Origin of the sequence: Paraburkholderia sp. (assembly GCF_034668105.1) — a bacterium.
Taxonomy (GTDB): Bacteria; Pseudomonadota; Gammaproteobacteria; order Burkholderiales; family Burkholderiaceae; genus Paraburkholderia.
On the sequence record NZ_JAXDPY010000032.1, the window covers coordinates 1 to 20,404 of the forward strand.

Consider the following 20,404-nt stretch of genomic DNA (forward strand, 5'->3'; position numbering starts at 1 on the left):
GGGCAGGCCTCGTAGAATTCGTTGATCTCTTTCGAGCGAACCAGACGATCCGTCGCGTAGTCGCGGTTGAAAAATATCTGCGCGCACACGGTGCGATCCTCGTACGAAGGCCGGTAAACGAAGCGCCTTCCTCCTGGCAGCCGCAGGCCGTGCAGACCATATCGCGCGCCGCCCCATGGATCAGAGCGGCTGCGCGTCAATTGCAGCGTTCGCAGTGTTCGCACGAACATCAGCGGCATCACGGATTTAATAGTGGACTTCAAGCGATCGTGCACGTCAGTTCTCCATAAGAAAGGAAAGGCGCTCACGCGCGGATTGCCCGAGCGAATCCGCAATGCCTGGGTTCGGACGTGCCTAGAGTATTCCGCACGTCGTCCGAAGTCCAGCATCGGTCACGTACGTAGTTTCATGGCTCGCCATGTTGATTTGTCGATGGTGCAAAAGTGCGGCACATACGTGTTGGCCTATACGGTTGAAGGATTCTGGGCCAGTTCCACACAGCGATGCCGTGCGGCGAAACGTAAGGCGAGTTGCTCGCGGCGCAACGAAGGGCGCAGCAGATGTCGCTTGCGTGCGAAGTATTGTCGGATCGGACAGAAGCCCGAAAAAATGCCGGCAATCCTGTTGCTCGCTCTGATTATCAAGAATCCGAATCGAACAGATGTCGGTATGTTCGATACCGCGGCACCTCATTCGACCTCAAAGCCGGTCAGCGTTTTTTTGGAGAACGTACTGAGTTTTCGAATGAGACATTTCTCGCGAAAGCATTCGGATGGGATGCGGTCCGCGCTGTCGATAAATGGCAACTATGGGCTGACGATGTGCTTCGTCATCTCGGGCTATCTGATTACGGTGAATGCCGATCGTCGATGTTCTGCGCTCTGCGCCATCGATGCGCGAGCATTCAATCGATTGCGTATTGCGCGCCCAATCGATCAACGCTCCCACGGCTCATTCAAGCCCGTGCACTAGCGGGCTTTGTTCCGCGTGCTTTTCCTTGCGGTCGCGGCGCGCGGCGCCTCTTTAGCCGGCAGGGCGCCGCCGCCCTTGATCTGCTCCATCCATGACAAGGCGTCGACGTACCAGAGGAATTGCTGGAGATATCCGGGCGACAGCTCGCGCATCAGCGAGAGCGACCGATGCACCAGGCTGCTCGAATTGAGCGGGCCGGCATTGCCTGGCGCTTTCTTCAGCGACTGCCGCAACTGTTTCTCGGACCGCACTTTGGACCATGTCTGCCTGAAGTACTCGAGCGCCTCCAGTTCCGGATACGAGGGGCGCTGGGGCGCTGCATGACCTGTTGTGGGATCGTTGCGGTTTAGCGGCGCATGGCTGGCGATGTAATCGTTCAGTCCGGCCAGCGCTCCGCGAGCGGGTTCGAGGGACGATGCCGCGGTGCCAGCACCAGCACCAGCACCAGCACCAGCACCAGCACCGCCAGCCTTCTCTCCGGCGCGTTCGAGATCGTCGGCATAAGCCTCGATCAGGTTGGACAGCTTCTCGTCCAGCAGACGCCGCGTCTCGCCGCCGTGACCAGCCGCCCGCCGATCGAGCGCCGCGATGAAATGAAAGCGGACGGGATCCAGACGATCCGCGCCGCGCTCACGCCACGCGTCGAGCGTTGCCCGGACGCTGGTTGCCACACGGCTAGCGTTATCGCTCTGGTTAATGACGCTACTCACGGGGCTTCACCGTTGCACCGGCAGGTCTCGGGACCGGCGCGATTTCCACGCGCCGGTTTTTCGCCCGGCCCTGGTCGTCGGCATTCGAACTGACGGGCTGCTGGGCACCGAACGCGGCCGCGAACACGGACGAGGCGGGCACGCCTGCATCGATCAACGCACGGGTCACCGTCAATGCGCGCTGGGCCGACAGTTCCCAGTTGTCGGCAAAGCGGCGGTTTGCCTCCCGTACCTGCCGGTCATCGGTGAAGCCGCTCACCATGAGGATCTGGTCGTTGGCCTTGAGATAAGTGGACAGCGGCCCCGCCAGGCTCTTCAAAACGTCCCGGCCTGCAGGCTGCAATTGATCGGAGTTCAGCGCGAACAATAAGCTGCCGTTGATACCGATGCGCCCGTTTACCAGCGTCACCCGGCCCGCTGCCAGCGGTCCGGCCAACGCCTGTTCGAGGGTCTTGCGACGCTGCGTTTCCATCTGCCGCTGCTTGACCTCATGCTCCAGCCTGGTCGAGAGTTCCAGTTGCACGCCGATGACACTCACCAGGATCAGCACGAAGGCGCCCAGCAGCACCGACATCAGGTCGCCGAAGACAGGCCAGACAGGCGCCGCCGTTTCCACGCCACCGTCGATTTCCTCGCTCATGCCGCCTCGACTCCCGCGGCGGCCCGCTTGCCGGCGAGCTGTTGCAGGTCTTCAACGATCTGCTTCTGCGACATCATGCTGAGGTCGATCACTTCGCGCGCCTGAGCCACGTAATAGGCCAGCTGTTCGTCGCTGCGGGCGAGGGATTTGTCCAACGCCGCTTCGATCCGCTGCAGGTGCGCCACCAGCGTCGTGTTCGACTCGCCGAACAACTGGACCGCCGCGCCGAATGCTTCCCCGAGGCTCGCCACTTCGACTGCGCTACCGGTGACTTGAGCGGCAATCGCGCCCAGCTTGCCGGTTTCGAGTTCCACCTTATCGGTGAAACGCGTGCCGACACGATCCAGCAGATCCGCCGACGTGGCGACGAGTGCGTCGACGGCCGAGCGTTGCTCGGTGGAGGCATGGTTCACGGCATCGAGCAGCGTTTCCAGCGTGGCCAGCAGGCGGCTGCGCTCTTCCAGCATCGCCGTGTCGCGGACCATGCTGTCGGAGAGCTTCTGACGCAGTTCGGCAACGACTTCCGCGGCGGCCTTGGGCGCTTCCGACGCGGCTTGCACGAGCTGGCCGATCTCGGCGATCGTGCTGCTCGCATGTGCGTGCGTTTGAGCGGAGATGTCGCGTGCGGTTTGCGCCAGCGTGTCGCAGATTTCCTGCTGCCGGGTCGCGGTGCGCATGCCCACCTGCTCCCATTCCTTGCTCAACGTGGCGGCCATCGAACCGAGCGTTGCGGTCCAGGCGGCCAGCCGTCGTTCGTCTCGCGCGGCCAGTTCGCTTTGCAAGCCGGTATGAGACGCTCCCACCGCGCGCACCAGCGACGCCGAGTGCTGCTCGAAGGTTGCCGCGGCCGCGGCCAACGCTTGCTGATTGTGGCCGGCCAGCTTCTCGCCCGCCTGTTCTTGCCGCGACAGCGCCTCGTTCCACGCTGCCGATACATGGCCTGCCGTTGCATCGAGCCGCGCGGCGACGCCATCCAGCAAGCCGGCCGAGCGGTGCTCGAAAGTCTCGGTGAATCGATCCAGCGATGTGCTCAGTTGCTGGGTGAGCGCCTCGCTCGATCGCTGGTGCTCCGCGAGGGCTTTGTTCCAGATGTCCGCGACGTTGACGGTGCTCGCTTCGAAGCCAGTCGAGAGCCCGTCCAGTTGCCGTTGCACGGCCTGCGTGACGGTGTCGTGCAGCGCGGCCGTCTCGCGCGCGAGGCCCGCCATCGTGGCCGCCATGACCGGCTGCAGCGCGGCGCTGGCGGCGCGGGTGCTTTCGGCGACGCTCTCCTTCAACGACTGCTCCACGGAGGCCGCGAGGCGCGTGTAAGCGGCCTCGGCCTTGCCGTGGAAGGTGTCCTGACTGGCGATCTGCCGTTCGTTCGAGATGCGGCTCTGTTGCTCGATGGCCGCCATCATCGATTGCAGACGATCGACCAGGGTGGGCATCACCTCGGCCTGCCGCTGCAGGAGCTTGAGGCTTTCCTCGCGCTGGTGGGTCTGCGAATAGACGCGCAAGGTCGTCGCGATCCTCACGTCGAGTAGCTGCGCCACCTGGATTCGCTCGCGACGGCACAACGCGGACAGCAGCCCCAGCATCGCGGAGGTTGCCACGCCGGCAATCGAGGTGCCGAATGCGAAGCCCAGCCCCTTGACCGGCGCGGCGAGCGAATCGCGGATAGCCTGCAGGTCCGTTGCGCTTTCCAGCGCCATGCCGGTACCGCGCAGGGTCGCCACCATGCCGAGCAGCGTGCCGAGCATGCCCAGCAACACGAGCAAGCCGACCAGATACGGCGTCAGCGACGGGCCCGGCAAGGCCACGCGCTCACCCTCGACGCGCAGACGCACTGCATTGCGCAGGCTCGGATGCAACGGCTCGAGCCACACGCCGAGGTCTGACGGCGGCGCGGACAGTCCCGCGACCGCACGCGCCAGGGTGGCGGTGGCCTGGTCATAGCGCTGCAATTCGAGCGCGCCCGCCACGTAGCAGACACCGATCAACAGCGTGACCGCCAGGGCCAGCGCGTTCGAGCCGACGTAACCCACGCCGATCCAGCACACCGCGGCCAGACCTACCAGAAAAACAACGAGATTGAGATATCTGGACATAGTGTCCCAGTTAGCTGGTGCGAAGAGCTGCGAGCAATCCTTCGACCGGTTGTAAACGAACATCCAGTTCAGCGAGCAACACGCTCTGCATATCCTTGCGGAATGCGTCCAGCCATGCGCCGGGCCGGATGGGCGCGGCGGGTGCGGCCGTGGCGGCGTCCGCCGAGGCTTCTGCGCCGGCCAGCGCCTGTTGCTCCGCCTCGCGCAAACGCTCGAAGTGTCCTGCGAGCAATCCCGGCACGGCGGCCAGCAGACTCCGCTCACGCTCGCTGAGCGCTCGCTCCATGACGGCGTCCACCACCGCGAGCCGGGCCATGGCGGGCGTTTTGGCGGCCAGCATGGCCCGCAGGCGGCCACGCAGGCTGCCGACGCCCGTCTCCATCGCCTGCTGCATGGCGAGGTAGCGTTGACGAAACATCGCGTAATCGACCGGCGCCTCCGCGGAGGCATCATGCGGGCGCGCTTGTGCCACCGGGCCACCACGCCTCGCGGCGGCGAACACGCTATCGCCGACGATGGCCTTCGCCAACGAAGCGCGCACGCGGTCGCACTCGTTCTCTTCAGCGAGGCCGAAGGCTCGCGCGCCGGCAGCGACGGCAGGCGGCGCGTTGTTCAGCGCCGAGGACAGCGCGATCGCGTCGGTCCAGCCGAGCCATTGGCTCAGCCGGTCCGACAGCGACTGGCTGGATTCGGGAACCTCGACGTCCGTCAGGCGAGCAAGCAGGCGAATGAGCGCCGGGCCACTGAAAGCTGTGCGCTGTGGGGCTTGCACCATACCACCCGAGTCAAAAAAGTCAGCAGTTTACACTTCGTCGGGGTGAGGGATGCAGCCCCTTAATGAGCAGGGCCGCCGACGGTGGGATTTTGACGTGCCGATCGAGGTGGCCGGGCGCCTCGATGATGTACCTCACCGGCGCCAGGCAGCTGCACGCGCAAAAGCGGTGCAGTGGGCGAACGGGTGCGCGCGCACAGCTAGGATCGCTTTCTCACCCCTCCGGGTTGTCGCGCGCATCACTTCTCAAGTTCAGCAAACAACCAATCCTGGAAGCTGCGCAGCTTCGGCAATTCGGCACGCGATTTCAGCAGGTTCAGCGTATAGCCGCGCACAGGCAGTCCTTCGAAACCGAATGGCGCCACCAGCCGGCCCGTTTCCAGTTCGCGTTGTGCCAGAAGCAGACTCTCGAGGCAGACCCCCAGACCGTCGACCGCCGCGCTGATCGCCATGAACGAACGATCGAAACGCGGACCGCGTGCAATGTCGAGCCGCGTCTTGCGATAGAGGCGCATCCAGTCCCGCCAGCCCACCAGACAGCCCTCGCTATGAATCAGCGCATGGTGCTGCAAATCCGCGACGCCCAGCAGCTGATGCTCGCCCGCCATGAGCGCGGGCGAGCATAGCGGCACGATCGTTTCGGGCGGCAGTTCGAGCACCATCGTGCCGGCCGGTTGCAGCTTTCTCGGACCGTAGCGGATATCGATGTCGACCGCTTCCGAGATCAGATCCGCCGCCTCTGACGACGCGTTCAGCCGCACGTCGATATCCGGATGCGCCGCGCTGAAACGCGCGATGCGCGGCATCAGCCATTGCGTCGCGAAGCTCGGCGTGCAGTGAATCGTGAGGATGTCGCTCTTGGCGGCGCGCCCGATCTCGCGAGTGGCTGCGTCGATTCGCGAGAACGCCGCGGTGATTTCCTCAGCGTATTGCCTGCCGAAGTCCGTCAGGATCACCGTGCGATGCAGGCGATGGAACAGACGAATACTCAATTGCTCTTCCAGCAGCTTGATTTGATGGCTCACGGCGGAGGGCGTGACGAACAGTTCGTCTGCTGCGAGCGCAAACGAGGAGAGCCGCGCGGCGGCTTCAAAGGCCTGTATCGACTTGAGGCTGACGCGATTGTGCATGGCAGCACCAAGGTGAATTGTATTCATCCATTGGGCCATCTTAATTCGTTTGAGCGCGTGTGAGTGCGAGATTACGCTTGAGTCACTGGGAAAGGCACCACACCGGACCCCGCAAAAGAACCTCAGGAGACAAACAGTGAACACCAGCGAAACCGCACCGTACGCCGCACTCGCGGAGCACGCCTATCAGATTCGCCGCAACGCGCTGCGCATGGGCGAAGTGCAGGGGCAGGGTTATATCGGCCAGGCGCTCGACATCGCCGACGTGCTGGCCGTCGCCTACTTCCGCGCCATGCGTTATCGCGCCGATGACCCCGAATGGGAAGGCCGCGACCGCTTTCTGCTTTCGAACGGCCACTACGCCATTGCGCTCTACGCCGCGTTGATCGAGGCCCGCATCATCGCCGACGAAGAACTGGAAACCTACGGCAGCGACGACAGCCGTCTGCCGATGTCCGGCATGGCGAGCTACACGCCCGGCATGGAGATGTCCGGCGGCTCGCTCGGGCAGGGGCTGACGATCGCGGTAGGCCGTTGCCTGGGGCTCAAGCGCAAGGGCTCGGACGCCCGTGTCTACACCCTGTTCTCCGATGGCGAACTCGATGAAGGCGCGATCTGGGAAGGCCTGATGTCCGCGGCCCACTGGAAGCTCGACAATCTGATCGCGATGGTCGACGTCAACAACCAGCAGGCCGATGGCCCGTCGTCGAGCGTGATGGCGTTCGAGCCGCTGGTCGACAAGCTGCTGTCGTTCGGCTGGTTCGTGCAGCGCGTGGACGGCAACGACCTCGCGGCCGTCGTCGCCGCGTTCGACGCGGCGCACGCGCACCCTGAAGCGCAACCACGGATCATCGTCTGCGATACGCGGATGGGTTGCGGCGTGCCATTCCTCGAAGCTCGCGAGAAAAATCACTTTATCCGCGTCGATGCGCACGAGTGGCAACTCGCGCTGCAGGCACTGGAAGCCGGGAGAACCGTATGAGCGCCGCCGCACCGAAACCGCGTCTGAAGACTTCGGCGATGATCGCCTCGATTGCCGGCGAGGGGCAGCTCACGCGCTCCGCACCGTTCGGCCACGCATTGGTCGAACTGGCGCGCAACCGTCCGGAAGTGGTCGGCATGACCGCGGACCTCGGCAAATACACCGACCTGCATCTGTTCGCGAAGGAATATCCCGAGCGCTACTACCAGATGGGCATGGCCGAGCAACTGTTGATGGGCGCCGCCGCCGGCATGGCGCACGAAGGCGCGCAGCCGTTCGTCACCACCTACGCCGTGTTCGCCGCGCGCCGCGCTTATGACTTCATCCATCAGGCGATTGCCGAGGACAACCTCGACGTCAAGATCGTCTGCGCGTTGCCGGGTCTCACCACCGGTTACGGCCCGAGCCACCAGGCGGCCGAAGACCTCGCGCTGTTTCGGGCGATGCCGAACCTCACGGTGATCGACCCGTGCGATGCGATCGAAATCGAGCAGATGGTGCCGGCCATCGCCGACCATCGTGGGCCGGTGTATGCGCGGCTGTTGCGCGGCAACGTGCCGGTCGTGCTCGACGAATACGACTACCAGTTCGAACTCGGCAAAGCGAAGCTGCTGCGCGACGGCGCCGAGGTACTGATCGTCTCGTCCGGGATCATGACGATGCGCGCGCTTGAAACGGCCAAGGCGCTGGCCGCCGATCGCGTCGACGTGGGCGTGCTGCACGTGCCGACCATCAAGCCGCTCGACACCGTCACGCTGTTGCGCGAAGCGCGCCGTTCCGGCCGCCTTGTCGTGGTGGCGGAGAACCACACCGTGATCGGCGGACTGGGCGAAGCCGTGGCCGCCGTGCTGCTGACCCATGGCGTCACGCCGCCGTTCCGTCAGATCGGCCTGCCCGACGCGTTTCTCGACGCTGGCGCCCTGCCGACCTTGCACGACCGCTACGGCATTTCCACCGAAGCGATGTGCGCCACGATCAAAGGCTGGCTGAGGTGAAGGTGCAGCAGCGTTCATAGGCGCACATAAGGGCCGCATGAAGCATCGCAAACGCACGTAGTCACCGATAGCAAACACCGTAGCAAACCATAAGCTTCAATCCAGGAGATCCGCATCATGTCAGAGTCACGTCTACTCGACGGCAAGGTCGCCGTCATTTCCGGCGGCGCATCGCCGCGCGGCATCGGCATGGCGACCGCCCGCATGTTCGCCGCGCACGGCGCCCGCATCGCCATTTTCGATCTCGACGAAAACGCCGCCGTGGAAGCCGCGGCATCGATTGGACCCGAACATCGCGGCTACGTGTGCAACGTGACGGACCGTGGCGGGTGCCAGGCCGCGGTAGAACGCACCGTCGCCGATTTCGGTTCGATCGACATTCTGATCAACAACGCCGGTATTACCCAGGCTGCGAAGCTGCTCGAGATCGATCCGGAAAGCTGGGACCGTATCCTCGACGTCAACCTGCGCGGCGTGCTGTATCTGTCGCAAGCGGTCGTGCCGCAAATGAAGAAGCAGAAGAGCGGCTCGATCGGTTGCATGTCGTCGGTCTCAGCGCAGCGCGGCGGCGGCATTCTGGGTGGCCCGCATTACTCGGCGGCCAAAGCCGGCGTGCTGGGGCTTGCCAAAGCGATGGCGCGCGAACTCGGCAACGACGGCATTCGCGTGAACTGCGTGACACCAGGCCTGATCCAGACCGACATCAATGCCGGCAAGATCACCGACGACAAGCGCGGCGAAATTCTCGCGGGCATTCCGCTCAACCGGCTCGGCGTACCGGACGATGTGGCCGGCGCCTTCCTGTTCCTCGCGTCGAATTTGTCGTCGTATATCACCGGCGCGGTGATCGACGTGAACGGCGGCATGCTGATTCACGGTTGAAGCATGGCTGACCGAGGCCGATTGAGGCTGCCTGAAGCAAAGCCGGTCCGGGAGGACGGGCCGTCTGGCGGGAGGCCGGCGGCGGCGAGTGAGACCTTGTAGTAGAGAACAGACGACCGCGGCGAGCGATACGTGCAGCCGCTGCGGTTCAGCTTCGCAAACTATAACGACACGCCATCAGAGTTGGAGGAAGACACCATGACTACCCGTTCTAACGCCCCGCAGGGCATCAGCCGCCGCACCTTTCTGAAGGCCGGTGCGGCCATGTCCGCCGCCGCGCCGCTATGGAGCATCTCGCGCAGCGCGATGGCGGCTCCCGAGTTTTCGTACAAACTCGCGACCGGCCAGGACCCCACGCATCCGGTCAACATTCGCGCCCAGGAGGCGATCAACCAGATTCGCGAAGCGACCAAAGGCCGCCTCGATATCAAACTGTTTCCGCAGAATCAGCTCGGCTCCGACACCGATCTGCTCTCGCAGGTGCGCAATGGCGGCGTCGAGTTCTTCAACCAGGCGTCGTCGATTCTGGCGACGCTCACGCCCGCCGCGGGCATCGTCAACACCGGTTTCGCGTTCAAGGACTACGACGCGGTCTGGAAAGCGATGGACGGCGATCTCGGCAACTACGTCCGTGCGCAGATCACGAAGTCGGGCATCGTCTCGGTGAGCAAGGTGTGGGACAACGGCTTCCGGCAGATCAGTTCGTCGACCAAAGCATTGCGCGCGCCGGCCGACCTGAAGGGCTTCAAGATTCGCGTGCCGCAAGCGCCGATGCTGACCTCGCTGTTCAAGGCGCTCGATGCCGGCCCCGCGCCGATCAACTTCAACGAGCTGTATTCGGCGCTGCAAACCGGCGTGGTGGAGGGCCAGGAAAATCCGCTGCCGATCATCGCGACTGCCAAACTCTACGAAGTGCAGAAGTACATCAGCCTCACCTCGCATGTATGGGACGGTTACTGGATTCTCGGCAACCGTGCGGCATGGGAACGCCTGCCGGCCGACATCCGCGCGATCGTCACGCGCGAATTCGAAAAGGCCGCGATGCTGCAACGCGCGGACATCGCGAAGCTGAGTCTGTCCTTGCGCGACGACCTGAAGACCAAGGGCATTACCTTCGTCGATGTCGACCGCACGGCTTTCCGCGGCGCGCTCGCCAAGACGAGCTTCTATCACGACTGGAAAGCCAAATACGGCGACGAGGCGTGGGGCCTGCTGGAGAAATCCGTCGGAAAACTGGGGTAATGCGATGATCTCGATCTCCTATTCGCACGAGCGGCAGCATCGGTTCGCCTGTGCGCTCGACTCCGCCCTCGGTCATCTGGTGGAGATTCCCGCTGCGTTGCTGGTGCTCGCGGAAATCGTCGTGCTGCTGGCCGGCGTGACGAGCCGCTATATCTTGCATTCGCCGCTGGTGTGGTCCGATGAACTCGCGTCCATGCTGTTCCTGTGGCTCGCCATGCTCGGCGCGGTGATCGCGTTGCGGCGCGGCGAGCATATGCGGATGACGGCGCTGGTCGGCATGGCGCGGCCCGGTGTGCGCGCTTTTCTCGACGTGGTCGCGATTGCCGCGCCGATTGCGTTCCTCGTGATGGTGATCGGCCCGGCGATCAGCTTCGCGCAGGACGAATCGTTCATCACCACGCCGGCGCTGGAATTGTCGAACTCGTGGCGCGCCGCGGCGTTGCCGGTCGGCTCCGCGTTGATGCTGCTGGTCGCCGTGGTGCGGCTGGCCCGCATGGGTAACTGGCGGCTGACGCTCGCCGGCGTCGCGACGGTTGGCGCGCTGGTCGGCATCTTCATTGCGCTTGGGCCGCTGTTTCGCGATCTCGGCAACTTCAACCTGCTGATCTTCTTCGTCGGGCTGGTGGCGCTCGGTGTGCTGAGCGGTGTGCCGATTGCCTTCTCGTTCGGACTCGCCACTTTCGGCTACCTCGCCTTGACGACCAATACGCCGATGCCGGTGGTGGTCGGCCGGATGGATGAGGGCATGTCGCATCTGATCCTGCTCTCGGTGCCGCTCTTCGTGTTTCTCGGCCAGTTGATCGAGATGACCGGTATGGCCGCGGCGATGATCGCGTTCCTCGCAAGCATGTTGGGTCACGTGCGCGGTGGGCTTTCCTATGTGCTGGTCGGTGCGATGTACCTGGTGTCGGGCATCTCAGGCTCGAAAGCCGCGGATATGGCGGCGGTTGCGCCGGTGCTGTTTCCGGAGATGAAAGCACGCGGTGCGAAGCCCGGCGATCTGGTCGCGCTGCTCGCCGCCACCGGCGCGCAGACCGAGACGATTCCACCGAGCCTCGTGCTGATCACGCTCGGTTCGGTGACCGGCGTGTCGATCTCGGCGCTCTTCACTGGCGGCATGTTGCCCGGCATCGTGCTTGCCATCACGTTGTGCGCGGTGGTGCAGTGGCGCTATCGGCGTGAAGATCTGTCGGCCGTCAAACGCGCGAGTCGTGCCGAGATTCTGCGCAAGCTGGTGATCGCGATTCCGGCGCTCGCGTTGCCGTTCGTGATTCGCGCGGCCGTGGTCGAAGGGATTGCGACGGCGACGGAAGTCTCCACCATCGGCATCGCTTACGCGGTGCTAGCAGGTCTCCTGATCTATCGCCGGTTCGAGTGGAAGCGGCTCAAGCCGATGCTGATCGATACCGCGACGCTGTCGGGCGCGATTCTGCTGATCATCGGCGCGGCGACGAGCATGGCATGGGCGTTGACGCAATCCGGCTTCTCCGGACAGCTTGCAGAGACGCTCGGTGCTTTGCCCGGCGGCGCGGCGATGTTCATGGCCGCCTCCATCTGCATGTTCGTGATTCTCGGCAGCGTGCTTGAAGGCATTCCGGCGATCGTGCTGTTCGGCCCGCTGATGTTCCCGATCGCACGGGCCATGCACATTCACGACGTGCATTACGCGATGGTGGTGATCCTCTCGATGGGCGTCGGCCTGTTCGCACCGCCATTCGGCGTGGGCTACTACTCGGCTTGCGCGGTGAGCCGCATTCATCCTGACGAAGGGATGAAACCGATTCTCGGCTACATCGCCGCCTTGATGGTCGGGCTGATCGTCGTGGCCGCGGTGCCGTGGATTTCCATCGGCTTCCTGCATTGATGCGCTGACGGATGAGGCTGCGCCGCGCAGCCTCGTTACACCGTTCGTTCACCCCATTCGATTCGTTTTGATTGCCGCCGCCTCGCATGCCGGGGCGGCGTAGAGGAGTCTTTTTGCCATGTCCAGCACCCAAGCTCAACCGGCTGCATCGAATGGTTCGTCTGATTCGCTTGCATCGATTACGTCAGCGCCATTCATTACGGCGGCGCAAGCGGTAGAAGCAACGCATCCACCGCTGTTGCCGCTCGCCGACGCGATCCGCTTCCTCTCCATCGATGCGATCTTGCAGGCCGGCGAGGGCCATCAAGGCGTGCCGCTCGGCATGGCTGAAATCGCCACCGCGTTGTTCACGCGCCACCTGAAATTCAATCCCGCCGATCCAACCTGGCCGGATCGCGACCGCTTCGTGCTATCGAACGGCCACGGTTCGCTGCTGCTGTATTCGCTGCTGTACCTGACCGGTTATACAGCGATCGGCCTCGATCAGCTGAAGACCTTTCGCGAACTCGGCTCGCATTGCGCGGGGCATCCCGAGTACGAACCGGCGCATGGTATCGAAGCAACCACCGGTCCGCTCGGGCAGGGTATTGCCAACGCGTTCGGCATGGCCATCGCCGAAGCGTATCTCGCGGCAAAATTCGGCAGCGAACTCGTCGATCACTACACGTATGCGTTTGTCGGCGACGGCTGTTTGCAGGAAGGCATCGGTCAGGAAATGATTTCGTTGGCGGGGCACTTGCGGCTGGGCAAACTGATTCTCTGCTGGGACGACAATCAGATCACCGACGACGGCAGCACCGCGCTATCGATTAGCGAAGACGTCGGCGCGCGGTTTCGTGTGGCCGGCTGGCATGTGATCGAAGTCGATGGTCACGATCTCGAAGCGGTGAGTGCGGCGTTGACTATCGCGCGGAAAGACCCACGGCCGTCGCTGCTGGCATGCAAGACGATCATCGGCCGTGGCATTGCGCGTTTGCAAGGCCAGCGTGGCGGCCATAGCGGCAAGCTGTTCCAGGCGGACGCCGACGCGGCACGCGAACAGCTCGGCTGGCCCCATGCGCCGTTCGACGTGCCCGCGGAAGTGCACAACGCGTGGCTCGACGCAGGCCGGCGCAGCAGCGACGAATACGTCGCGTGGCACGCCCGTTTGGCTGCGTTGCCGGACACGCAGTGCGCCGAGTTCGAACGGGTCGTCGCAGGCGGCTTGCCGCCAGGCTGGCGCGACGTGCTCGACGCTTATCGCAAGCGCGCCGTCGAACGCGGCGAGCCGCAGGCGGGTATCACCGTGTCGGGCGAGATCAGCGATCTGTTCGCGCCGCTGCTGCCTGAGCGCATGATCGCTTGCGCCGATCTCGAAGCACCCACTGGTCACAAACGCCAGTTGCACGCCTTCACCGCCGACGACCATAGCGGCGCCTACATCCACTGCGGCGTGCGTGAGCATCTGATGGGCGCGATGGCCAACGGCATGGCCGCGCACGGCGGCGTCGTCGCGACCAGCGTCACCTATCTGGCGTTCTCCGACTACCAGCGTCCGGCGATGCGCATGGCCGCATTGATGGGCTTGCCGGTGCACTACGTGTTCAGCCACGACTCGATCGGCGTCGGCAAGAATGGGCCCACGCATCAGCCTGTCGAGATCCTCGCCTCGTTACGTGCGATGCCGAACATGCGCGTGCTGCGACCCGCCGATGCGGTGGAAGCCGCCGAGTGCTGGGCTCTCGCGCTCGAACATCGACGCGGCCCGAGCACGTTGGTGTTCGCACGCCAGGCGTTGCCGCTGGTGCGCCGCGAACATAGCGCCGAACCGTTGTCGCAGCGCGGCGCTTACGTGCTGGCTGAGGCGGAAGGCGGCCCGCGCGCAGTGACCTTGCTCGCGACCGGCTCGGAAGTCGCGCTGGCGCTGCAGGCACGCAGCCAGCTGCAGGACGAGGGCATCGCGACCGCGGTAGTATCGATGCCCTGCTGGGAGATTTTCGACGAACAGGACGCCGACTATCGCGCCACGGTGCTGGGTGTCGATACCGTGCGCGTCGGTGTCGAGGCGGCGCTGCGTTTCGGCTGGGATCGCTATCTGGGCGAGCGGGGCGGTTTTGTCGGGATGACAGGCTTCGGCGCTTCCGCTTCCGCGGAGACGTTGTACGAGCACTTCGGTATCACGGCGCGGCACGTCGTGGCCGAAGCGAAGCGGCATCTGTAGATCGTCGGGGATTCATCGAGCACTCATCGAGGGGATAAGCATGCAGAAAATCGTTTTTCTCGACCGCGCCACACTTGCGCCGCAGATCCTATTGCGCGAGCCGCGTTTCGATCATCAACTGATCGAGCACGATCGCACCACGCCTGAGCAGGTGTTGAAGCGGCTGGCCGGCGCGTCGATCGCGATTACCAACAAGGTGGCGTTGACCAAAGAAGTGCTGGAGCAATTGCCCGATCTGAAACTCGTCGCGGTGGCGGCCACCGGTACCGATTGTGTCGACAAGGCAGCATGCCAGCAGCTCGGCATCGCCGTGAGCAATATTCGCGGCTACGCGATCAACACCGTGCCCGAACACACCTTCGCGCTGATCCTCGCGCTGCGGCGTAATCTGATTGCGTATCGCGACGACGTGCTCGCTGGCGAGTGGCAGAAGTCCGGGCAATTCTGTTTCTTTACTCATGCGATTCACGATCTGGCCGGCGCGCGGCTTGGCATCATCGGCGAAGGCGTTCTCGGGCAACGTGTCGCTGAAATCGGCAAAGCGTTCGGCATGCAACCGATGTTCGCCGCGCACAAGGGACGTGACGGACTTGGCCCGCTTTACACGCCATGGGACGAAGTGCTCGCGACCAGCGACATCATCACCGTGCACAGTCCGCTCACGCCGCACACACGCAACATGCTGGCCATGCCCGAATTCCGCGCGATGAAGAAGAAGCCGTTGATCATCAACACGGCGCGCGGCGGTCTGGTCGACGAAGCCGCACTCGTGCAGGCGCTCGACGAAGGGTTGATCAGCGGCGCGGGTTTCGATGTGACGGCAGGCGGCGAACCACCGCCGCCGGAGAGCCCGCTATTGCGCGCTGCCGGCCGCCCGAATGTGATTTTGACGCCGCATGTTGCATGGGCGTCGGACGAGGCGCAACAAAGTCTTGCAGATCAGTTAGTGGACAACATTGAAAATTTCGTCGACGGTACGCCAACTCATCTCGTGCAAGGGGCGTATTGATTGATGGCGGCGCGGCGCCATGCCGCGCGCGCCGATCGCCGGCTCACCGAATCGTCGGATCGTCGGATGAACCGCAGCCGCGAGGATCGCGCAGATCGCCTAGAGAACTAGCTCGTTGCCGACAAAAAGCTGACCACTCCGGACGAGAAAAACCGCCTTTCCCCAAGCGACTGTTTCATCACATCTAGCGGTGGTCTCCCGTGGCTGCGGACGGGGAGAACGCACGCGCTTGTCGGGCTCTATTGCTCGGACCACGCGACCTTACAGCACAGATTTCCGTTTCGCATTAGCATACGAAGGTGTCCCGTGCCGTTCGGTGGAATGATTCACCGGACCATTGCCGCGGGACCATCAACGTGTACGGGTCGCCCTGTTCATACCCCACATCAATCCATCGCAGGCTGACACTGCGATCCTGCCGTTCCACCTGTGCTTCGAGCGGACGGCCATCATCAATCCAATCGCATTGATTGAACGAATCGTTGGTTAATATGAGGAATATACGCACATCATTGATAGTCGGCGTGCTGGTGGTCGAGTTGGTGTTCGGCGTTTTTTTACTGTCACACAAAAGCCATCGCGCGACGACCGATCCCGACGTCACGACGAGCAGTTCTGTGGAATTGGCCGCGGCATCCCCGCAATCGGGCGACATCCATGTGACCGCGGGCAGCGTGGTCGGCGCAGCGCCTCCGTCCGGTGATACAGCCGCCGCCGCGACCGGCGCTCAACAGTCTACGAGCGGGACCGTGGTGACGGCATCCGACTCGCCAGCGAAAGTTGCCGTTCAAGTACCGCGACTGAACACGCGTGCCCGTGAACCCGTCGCGGTTCATGCTTACGTCGAGCCGAAAACAGCCCCTCTGCCGCAAACCGAAAGCGGACGTGACAGTCTGCATCGTCATGGTTCGAATCCGGTTGGGGCCGCGATCACGGATGCGTTGGTCAAGGAGTCCGCGAAACTCGATCCGGCACTGCCGCCGCCGACCCAGGCCGTGCAACCGGCTCAACCAATGCAGGCGGCCCAGGCGGTCCCGCCGAGCCTTGACGACTCATACCATCGCGGCTCGAATCCCGTTGCCGCCGCCATGACTGAACAACTCGTCAGACAGTCCGCGAAACTCGATCCGGGACTGCCGCCGCCGAATCAAGCCAGCATGAAGTAGTTGTACGACGCGAGGCGTGGGCGACTACCGGTAGAACACGTAGTCCGCGAGGTAAGGCGAACTGCCGGCTTGATGTTCGGTCGAGCACGGTGCAGTCGGCGCTAACCCGCCGACGGTATGGAGGCGCTGCACGTACCGCACCGCTGAAAGTGTGCCGCTGCCGGACGTGCTGTGCGTTTCGAGCAGCAGCTGCGGGATGCTCGCCCGTGTTTCGCTGGGCTGCTGTGCGAGCACGCGGCCGACGATCCGGCTTCCATCTTCCGCCTCCCATGACGGTCCAGCGCCATGCCGGACCGCAGCATGGCCGCTCGCGTCGTAGAGGGTCGCTTGCGGACTCTTGAACACCCATCCCAGACGATGCTGCGCGTCGAATTCACACGAATAGTTCTGCACGCCGGACGCAGCGAGTGTCATTACGCGCTCGGCTTGAGGCGGGTCGAGGGATACATTGGGGGGACTCGCAGGCGGCGTTGCACACGCGGCTAGCATTGATGCGGCGATGATTGCGAAGCTTGCTTGCGAAATATTCCTGAGCATGGAGATCACCTTGAGTGAAGCACCGCGCATGGCGGTTGCAGGGGAAAACCACTATAACGCAATGACTGTCCTCGGTATTGAATGCAACGAAACCGAGAGGAAGCAAAGCCAATGAGCGATCAACAGTCATACGCCTGTGTGTGCTGCAGTGACTCCCAAAGCGCTGCCTTCAGCCGTCGCCGCTTCCTGACTCTGGCGGCCGAAAGTGCCGCGGCGCTTGCCTTGTTCCCCGGCCTCGCGTACGCGGAGTCGGTCCCGGGCATTGCTTACGAATCGGTTCCCGATTTTTTACATCTCCCACGCGACGTCTATTTCGGCGAGTGTTCGGGCGTGAGTTTCAACTCGAAGGGACATGTCTTTGTGCTCTCGCGCGGCAACTCGATTGGCCCTGCCTACGGCGCGGCCGCGGCCCAACTCCTCGAGTTCGCGCCAGACGGTCGTTTCGTCCGCGAAATTGGCCACAATCTGTATGCCTGGTCGTTCGCACACACGGTCAAGGTGGACCGGTACGACAATATCTGGGTGACCGATAAAGGCTCCGACATGGTGATCAAGTTCACCCCGGAGGGACGCGTCGCCATGGTCTTTGGCCGTAAGCAGGAGGCGTCGGACGAGGAAACGGCGCCGCTCAAGCATCCGAATCCGCCTTTGCCATCGGAGCCTGGACGCTTCAGGCAGGTCACCGACGTTGCGTGGGACAGCGCCGGCAACACCTATATCAGCGACGGATACATCAATTCTCGCGTGGCGAAAGTCGACAAGGACGGCAACTGGCTCAAATCGTGGGGCGATCGTGGCACAGGTCCGGGGCAGTTCCATACGCCGCACAGCATCGCCGTCGATGCGAAAGGCCTCGTCTACGTTGCCGATCGCAGCAACCGGCGCATTCAGGTATTCGACGGCGAGGGCAATTTCCAGCGGCAGTTCACCATCGACGTACCGGTGCCGCCCGGCGCTCAACCCGCAATCGGCAATGTGCCGGACGAAGCCACGATAGCTGCGGGTACCTTCGCGCCAGGCTCGCCCTGGGCGATCTGCATTTCGCCGGGCCCGAATCAGGTGCTTTACAGTTCCGACGCATTTCCGGGCCGCATCTACAAACTGACGCTCGAAGGAAAACTGCTCGGCGTGCTGGGTCAATCCGGCAAGCAACTGAAGCAGTTTGGCTGGATTCATCAAATGGCCTGTCCGTCCGAGAATGTGCTGTATGTCGCTGAGCTTTTGAACTGGCGAGTGCAGAAGCTCATGCTGCGTCCTTCGTAGCCTCGGTAGCGCCGCACCCCGCGTCCGTCAGTGCAGACGGACGCCGATAACGTAAATGCTATCGCCCCATCCGGTTTCCTCATTGGAGTCCGTGTGCTCCCGTCCGTACACTTGGCGCTCGGTGCGTGCAAGGCAGCGTGCGTATTGCACTACGCTAAAAAGACGCCACCGCCAACGATGAATGGCCGCATAAGGCCATCTGGACGGAGACACGATTTGGACAAGAACACGCTTCCCGTATCGGCCGCCGCGGCGCGCCCCGTTCGTTTCAACTATCGCTGGCACGTCCTGATCTGGCTGTTGGTCGGCGGGATCATCAACTATATGGATCGCGCCAGTCTGTCGATCGCCGCGCCCGGCATGATTCACGATCTTGGCCTGACACGCACGCAGATTGGTCTGCTCGGCAGCGTGTTCGCATGGACCTATGCGGTGATGCAATTACCGGCGGGCTGGGTGATTGACCGTTTCGGCGCGAAGCGGGCGTACGCGCTCGGCATGATCTGGTGGAGTGTCGCGACCTGGTTGACAGGCGTAGTGGGTTCGATCTCTGGCTTGCTGGTGATGCGTGCGTTGCTCGCCGTGGGCGAGGCACCCTGCTGGCCGACCTCGGCAAAAATCACCGCAGCGTGGTTCCCGGCCAAGGAGCGCGGCTTTGCGACTGGCGTGTGGGATTCGTCGTCGAAGTGGGGACCGGCACTCGCGCCCGCCATGCTAGTTGCCTTGATGATCGCGTTCGGCTGGCGCTCGCTATTTCATGTAACCGGCGCGTTCGGGATCGCGTTCGCGCTGCTATTCCTGCTGCTGTATCGCAATCCGGTCGACAGCAAACGTCTTTCGAAAGACGAGCTCGCTTATATCGAAGCGGGCGGCGGCGGTCACGAACGGTCGCTGGCGAACTCCTCACTCAAATGGCGTTCGCTGTTCGGACGCCGCAGCGTGTGGGGCATGATTCTCGGCTACTTCTGCACGATCTGGCTGTGGAACATTTTCCTGGTGTTCTTGCCGCTTTATTTGCTCGACCGTTTTCACATCTCATTCGCGCAGCTCGGCGTGGTCGCGGGCATTCCGTGGGCCGGCGGCGCAGTGGGTGAAATCGCGGTGGGCTATCTGGCGAAGAAGATCGTCGACCGCCACCTCGCCTCGGCGATCGATGCGAAGCGGCTATTGATCGCGTGCTGCTCGGCAGGCGCGGCGATATGCGCGGTCGCGTTGCCGTTCACCCAATCGCTCAACGTCACGCTCGTGCTGTTCACCGTCGGCCTCGCCTTCATTGCCGCCGTGGTCGGCTCGGCATGGGCGCTTGCCGCGGATATCGCACCGTCGTCGATGATCGCATCGGTCAGCGCGATCCAGAATTTCGGTGGTTATTTCGGTGGCGCGTTCTCGCCCGTCGTCGCCGGTTTTATCGTCGACCGTACTGGTTCCTATGCGCTTGCATTCATCTCCGGCGGCATCATTGCCGGATGCGCGGCACTGTTCTACTGGTTCATGGCACGCCAACCGATCCTCGAGGATGGGACGGTGCCGGCGGGTTGATACTGGCTCGCCGCTATTTTTGTTCCCCCGCTACGCGATAAATCCGGTTTCGCACTACCGCAATCGCCTGTTTGAGTGCGTAAACATCCTGGAAGTAACGTTGCGGCATCCGGATCTGGTTCGCGTGTGCATCGATGTGCTCGATCTCGTCCTTCCACCGCGCGATCTGGTCCGCGTCTGGATGGCTGTTTTTCCATATCTCATCTTCGAGCGCCTTGATCTCGCGATACCAGACAACCAGGCGCCTTTTTATGCGAGCCTCGGCCATGCGCGGCAACGCCTGGAGCAGGCCCAGCAGTAAAGCCATGAACGGCAGCAGGATCAGCAGACGTCGTTCGACAAAACTGGCCAGCCAGAATGGCAGGTAGCGTTGCAGGAAGGGGCGGCCGGTTTTGAAATAACGCAAACGCT

General features: G+C 63.2%; 19 protein-coding genes and 2 pseudogenes. 12 read left to right on the forward strand and 9 right to left on the reverse strand.

What is annotated here, in order from left to right; all coding sequences use genetic code 11:
* Positions 1 to 275, reverse strand: a pseudogene (locus tag QOC89_RS01550) (FkbM family methyltransferase); the annotation flags it as partial.
* A 133-nt stretch (positions 276 to 408) separates the two neighbouring features.
* Here QOC89_RS01550 and QOC89_RS31775 point away from each other — a divergent pair.
* Positions 409 to 972: a hypothetical protein gene (locus QOC89_RS31775; protein ID WP_416340325.1), complete on the forward strand. Its 564-nt coding sequence runs from the start codon at positions 409 to 411 to the stop codon at positions 970 to 972.
* Here QOC89_RS31775 and QOC89_RS01560 read toward each other — a convergent pair.
* From QOC89_RS01560 to gcvA, 5 genes are all read right to left on the reverse strand, one after another.
* Entirely contained in the window at positions 969 to 1,643 is a 675-nt protein-coding gene (locus tag QOC89_RS01560; protein WP_323043407.1) for a DUF2894 domain-containing protein, read from the reverse strand. The genes QOC89_RS31775 and QOC89_RS01560 overlap by 4 nt on opposite strands.
* A 31-nt stretch (positions 1,644 to 1,674) precedes the next feature.
* Positions 1,675 to 2,322 carry an OmpA family protein gene (locus tag QOC89_RS01565; RefSeq protein WP_323043408.1) on the reverse strand — a complete coding sequence of 216 codons (648 nt, stop codon included), beginning with the start codon at positions 2,320 to 2,322 and terminating at the stop codon, positions 1,675 to 1,677.
* Entirely contained in the window at positions 2,319 to 4,412 is a 2,094-nt protein-coding gene (locus QOC89_RS01570; protein WP_323043409.1) for a DUF802 domain-containing protein, read from the reverse strand. Before QOC89_RS01570 ends, QOC89_RS01565 begins: the two co-directional genes overlap by 4 nt.
* Before the next feature lie 10 nt (positions 4,413 to 4,422).
* The gene (locus QOC89_RS01575; protein WP_323043410.1) at positions 4,423 to 5,187 is read right to left on the reverse strand and encodes a DUF3348 domain-containing protein; all 765 of its coding nucleotides are present in this window, start codon (positions 5,185 to 5,187) and stop codon (positions 4,423 to 4,425) included.
* Between the two features lie 236 nt (positions 5,188 to 5,423).
* Positions 5,424 to 6,341 (reverse strand): transcriptional regulator GcvA, encoded by a 918-nt coding sequence (gene gcvA, locus QOC89_RS01580; protein ID WP_323043411.1) that lies wholly within the window; start codon positions 6,339 to 6,341, stop codon positions 5,424 to 5,426.
* 109 nt (positions 6,342 to 6,450) lie between these two features.
* Between gcvA and QOC89_RS01585 the strand changes: the two genes are divergently transcribed.
* The 7 genes from QOC89_RS01585 (at position 6,451) to QOC89_RS01615 (ending at position 15,488) form a co-directional block, all read left to right on the forward strand.
* A complete protein-coding gene (locus QOC89_RS01585; protein WP_323043412.1) occupies positions 6,451 to 7,296 on the forward strand; it encodes a transketolase in 846 nt (281 codons plus the stop codon).
* The gene (locus tag QOC89_RS01590; RefSeq protein WP_323043413.1) at positions 7,293 to 8,291 is read left to right on the forward strand and encodes a transketolase family protein; all 999 of its coding nucleotides are present in this window, start codon (positions 7,293 to 7,295) and stop codon (positions 8,289 to 8,291) included. Before QOC89_RS01585 ends, QOC89_RS01590 begins: the two co-directional genes overlap by 4 nt.
* Positions 8,292 to 8,408: 117 nt before the next feature.
* Complete coding sequence (locus QOC89_RS01595; RefSeq protein ID WP_323043414.1) at positions 8,409 to 9,173, forward strand: SDR family NAD(P)-dependent oxidoreductase; 765 nt, start codon at positions 8,409 to 8,411, stop codon at positions 9,171 to 9,173.
* Between the two features lie 198 nt (positions 9,174 to 9,371).
* The gene (locus QOC89_RS01600; RefSeq protein ID WP_323043415.1) at positions 9,372 to 10,415 is read left to right on the forward strand and encodes a TRAP transporter substrate-binding protein; all 1,044 of its coding nucleotides are present in this window, start codon (positions 9,372 to 9,374) and stop codon (positions 10,413 to 10,415) included.
* 4 nt (positions 10,416 to 10,419) lie between these two features.
* Complete coding sequence (locus tag QOC89_RS01605; protein ID WP_323043416.1) at positions 10,420 to 12,279, forward strand: TRAP transporter large permease subunit; 1,860 nt, start codon at positions 10,420 to 10,422, stop codon at positions 12,277 to 12,279.
* Positions 12,280 to 12,397: 118 nt separating this feature from the next.
* Positions 12,398 to 14,479: a transketolase gene (gene tkt / locus QOC89_RS01610; protein ID WP_323043417.1), complete on the forward strand. Its 2,082-nt coding sequence runs from the start codon at positions 12,398 to 12,400 to the stop codon at positions 14,477 to 14,479.
* 40 nt (positions 14,480 to 14,519) lie between these two features.
* Entirely contained in the window at positions 14,520 to 15,488 is a 969-nt protein-coding gene (locus tag QOC89_RS01615; RefSeq protein ID WP_323043418.1) for a D-2-hydroxyacid dehydrogenase, read from the forward strand.
* Between the two features lie 286 nt (positions 15,489 to 15,774).
* Here QOC89_RS01615 and QOC89_RS01620 read toward each other — a convergent pair whose 3' ends face one another.
* Positions 15,775 to 16,143, reverse strand: coding sequence for a hypothetical protein (locus tag QOC89_RS01620; protein ID WP_323043419.1), 369 nt, complete (start codon positions 16,141 to 16,143; stop codon positions 15,775 to 15,777).
* 94 nt (positions 16,144 to 16,237) lie between these two features.
* Here QOC89_RS01620 and QOC89_RS01625 point away from each other — a divergent pair, with 94 nt between their 5' ends.
* Positions 16,238 to 16,654 (forward strand): hypothetical protein, encoded by a 417-nt coding sequence (locus QOC89_RS01625; protein ID WP_323043420.1) that lies wholly within the window; start codon positions 16,238 to 16,240, stop codon positions 16,652 to 16,654.
* 24 nt (positions 16,655 to 16,678) lie between these two features.
* Here the strand turns inward: QOC89_RS01625 and QOC89_RS01630 are convergent, their stop codons facing one another.
* A complete protein-coding gene (locus tag QOC89_RS01630) occupies positions 16,679 to 17,191 on the reverse strand; it encodes a DUF3455 domain-containing protein (RefSeq protein ID WP_416340326.1) in 513 nt (170 codons plus the stop codon).
* Between QOC89_RS01630 and QOC89_RS01635 the strand changes: the two genes are divergently transcribed.
* The 3 genes from QOC89_RS01635 (at position 17,154) to QOC89_RS01645 (ending at position 19,993) form a co-directional block, all read left to right on the forward strand.
* Positions 17,154 to 17,306 carry a hypothetical protein gene (locus QOC89_RS01635; protein WP_323043432.1) on the forward strand — a complete coding sequence of 51 codons (153 nt, stop codon included), beginning with the start codon at positions 17,154 to 17,156 and terminating at the stop codon, positions 17,304 to 17,306. The two genes, QOC89_RS01630 and QOC89_RS01635, sit on opposite strands and share 38 nt — an antisense overlap.
* Positions 17,303 to 18,454, forward strand: a complete 1,152-nt coding sequence (locus QOC89_RS01640) for a peptidyl-alpha-hydroxyglycine alpha-amidating lyase family protein (RefSeq protein WP_323043421.1) — start codon at positions 17,303 to 17,305, stop codon at positions 18,452 to 18,454. The genes QOC89_RS01635 and QOC89_RS01640 overlap by 4 nt, the downstream gene beginning before the upstream one ends.
* A gap of 216 nt (positions 18,455 to 18,670) precedes the next feature.
* Positions 18,671 to 19,993, forward strand: a complete 1,323-nt coding sequence (locus tag QOC89_RS01645; RefSeq protein WP_323043422.1) for an MFS transporter — start codon at positions 18,671 to 18,673, stop codon at positions 19,991 to 19,993.
* A gap of 13 nt (positions 19,994 to 20,006) precedes the next feature.
* Here QOC89_RS01645 and QOC89_RS01650 read toward each other — a convergent pair.
* Positions 20,007 to 20,396 (reverse strand): annotated as a pseudogene (locus tag QOC89_RS01650) (C4-dicarboxylate ABC transporter substrate-binding protein); the annotation flags it as partial.
* Positions 20,397 to 20,404: the final 8 nt, after the last annotated feature.

What these genes read in the sequence shown, in the direction of transcription:
- QOC89_RS31775 (WP_416340325.1), top strand. Translation starts at nt 409, where the DNA reads ATGGCTCGCCATGTTGATTTGTCGATGGTGCAAAAGTGCGGCACATAC.
- QOC89_RS01565 (WP_323043408.1), bottom strand. Translation starts at nt 2,322, where the DNA reads ATGAGCGAGGAAATCGACGGTGGCGTGGAAACGGCGGCGCCTGTCTGG.
- QOC89_RS01570 (WP_323043409.1), bottom strand. Translation starts at nt 4,412, where the DNA reads ATGTCCAGATATCTCAATCTCGTTGTTTTTCTGGTAGGTCTGGCCGCG.
- QOC89_RS01575 (WP_323043410.1), bottom strand. Translation starts at nt 5,187, where the DNA reads ATGGTGCAAGCCCCACAGCGCACAGCTTTCAGTGGCCCGGCGCTCATT.
- gcvA (WP_323043411.1), bottom strand. Translation starts at nt 6,341, where the DNA reads ATGAATACAATTCACCTTGGTGCTGCCATGCACAATCGCGTCAGCCTC.
- QOC89_RS01590 (WP_323043413.1), top strand. Translation starts at nt 7,293, where the DNA reads ATGAGCGCCGCCGCACCGAAACCGCGTCTGAAGACTTCGGCGATGATC.
- QOC89_RS01595 (WP_323043414.1), top strand. Translation starts at nt 8,409, where the DNA reads ATGTCAGAGTCACGTCTACTCGACGGCAAGGTCGCCGTCATTTCCGGC.
- QOC89_RS01600 (WP_323043415.1), top strand. Translation starts at nt 9,372, where the DNA reads ATGACTACCCGTTCTAACGCCCCGCAGGGCATCAGCCGCCGCACCTTT.
- QOC89_RS01605 (WP_323043416.1), top strand. Translation starts at nt 10,420, where the DNA reads ATGATCTCGATCTCCTATTCGCACGAGCGGCAGCATCGGTTCGCCTGT.
- tkt (WP_323043417.1), top strand. Translation starts at nt 12,398, where the DNA reads ATGTCCAGCACCCAAGCTCAACCGGCTGCATCGAATGGTTCGTCTGAT.
- QOC89_RS01615 (WP_323043418.1), top strand. Translation starts at nt 14,520, where the DNA reads ATGCAGAAAATCGTTTTTCTCGACCGCGCCACACTTGCGCCGCAGATC.
- QOC89_RS01620 (WP_323043419.1), bottom strand. Translation starts at nt 16,143, where the DNA reads ATGTCGCCCGATTGCGGGGATGCCGCGGCCAATTCCACAGAACTGCTC.
- QOC89_RS01635 (WP_323043432.1), top strand. Translation starts at nt 17,154, where the DNA reads ATGATTGCGAAGCTTGCTTGCGAAATATTCCTGAGCATGGAGATCACC.
- QOC89_RS01630 (WP_416340326.1), bottom strand. Translation starts at nt 17,191, where the DNA reads ATGCTCAGGAATATTTCGCAAGCAAGCTTCGCAATCATCGCCGCATCA.
- QOC89_RS01640 (WP_323043421.1), top strand. Translation starts at nt 17,303, where the DNA reads ATGAGCGATCAACAGTCATACGCCTGTGTGTGCTGCAGTGACTCCCAA.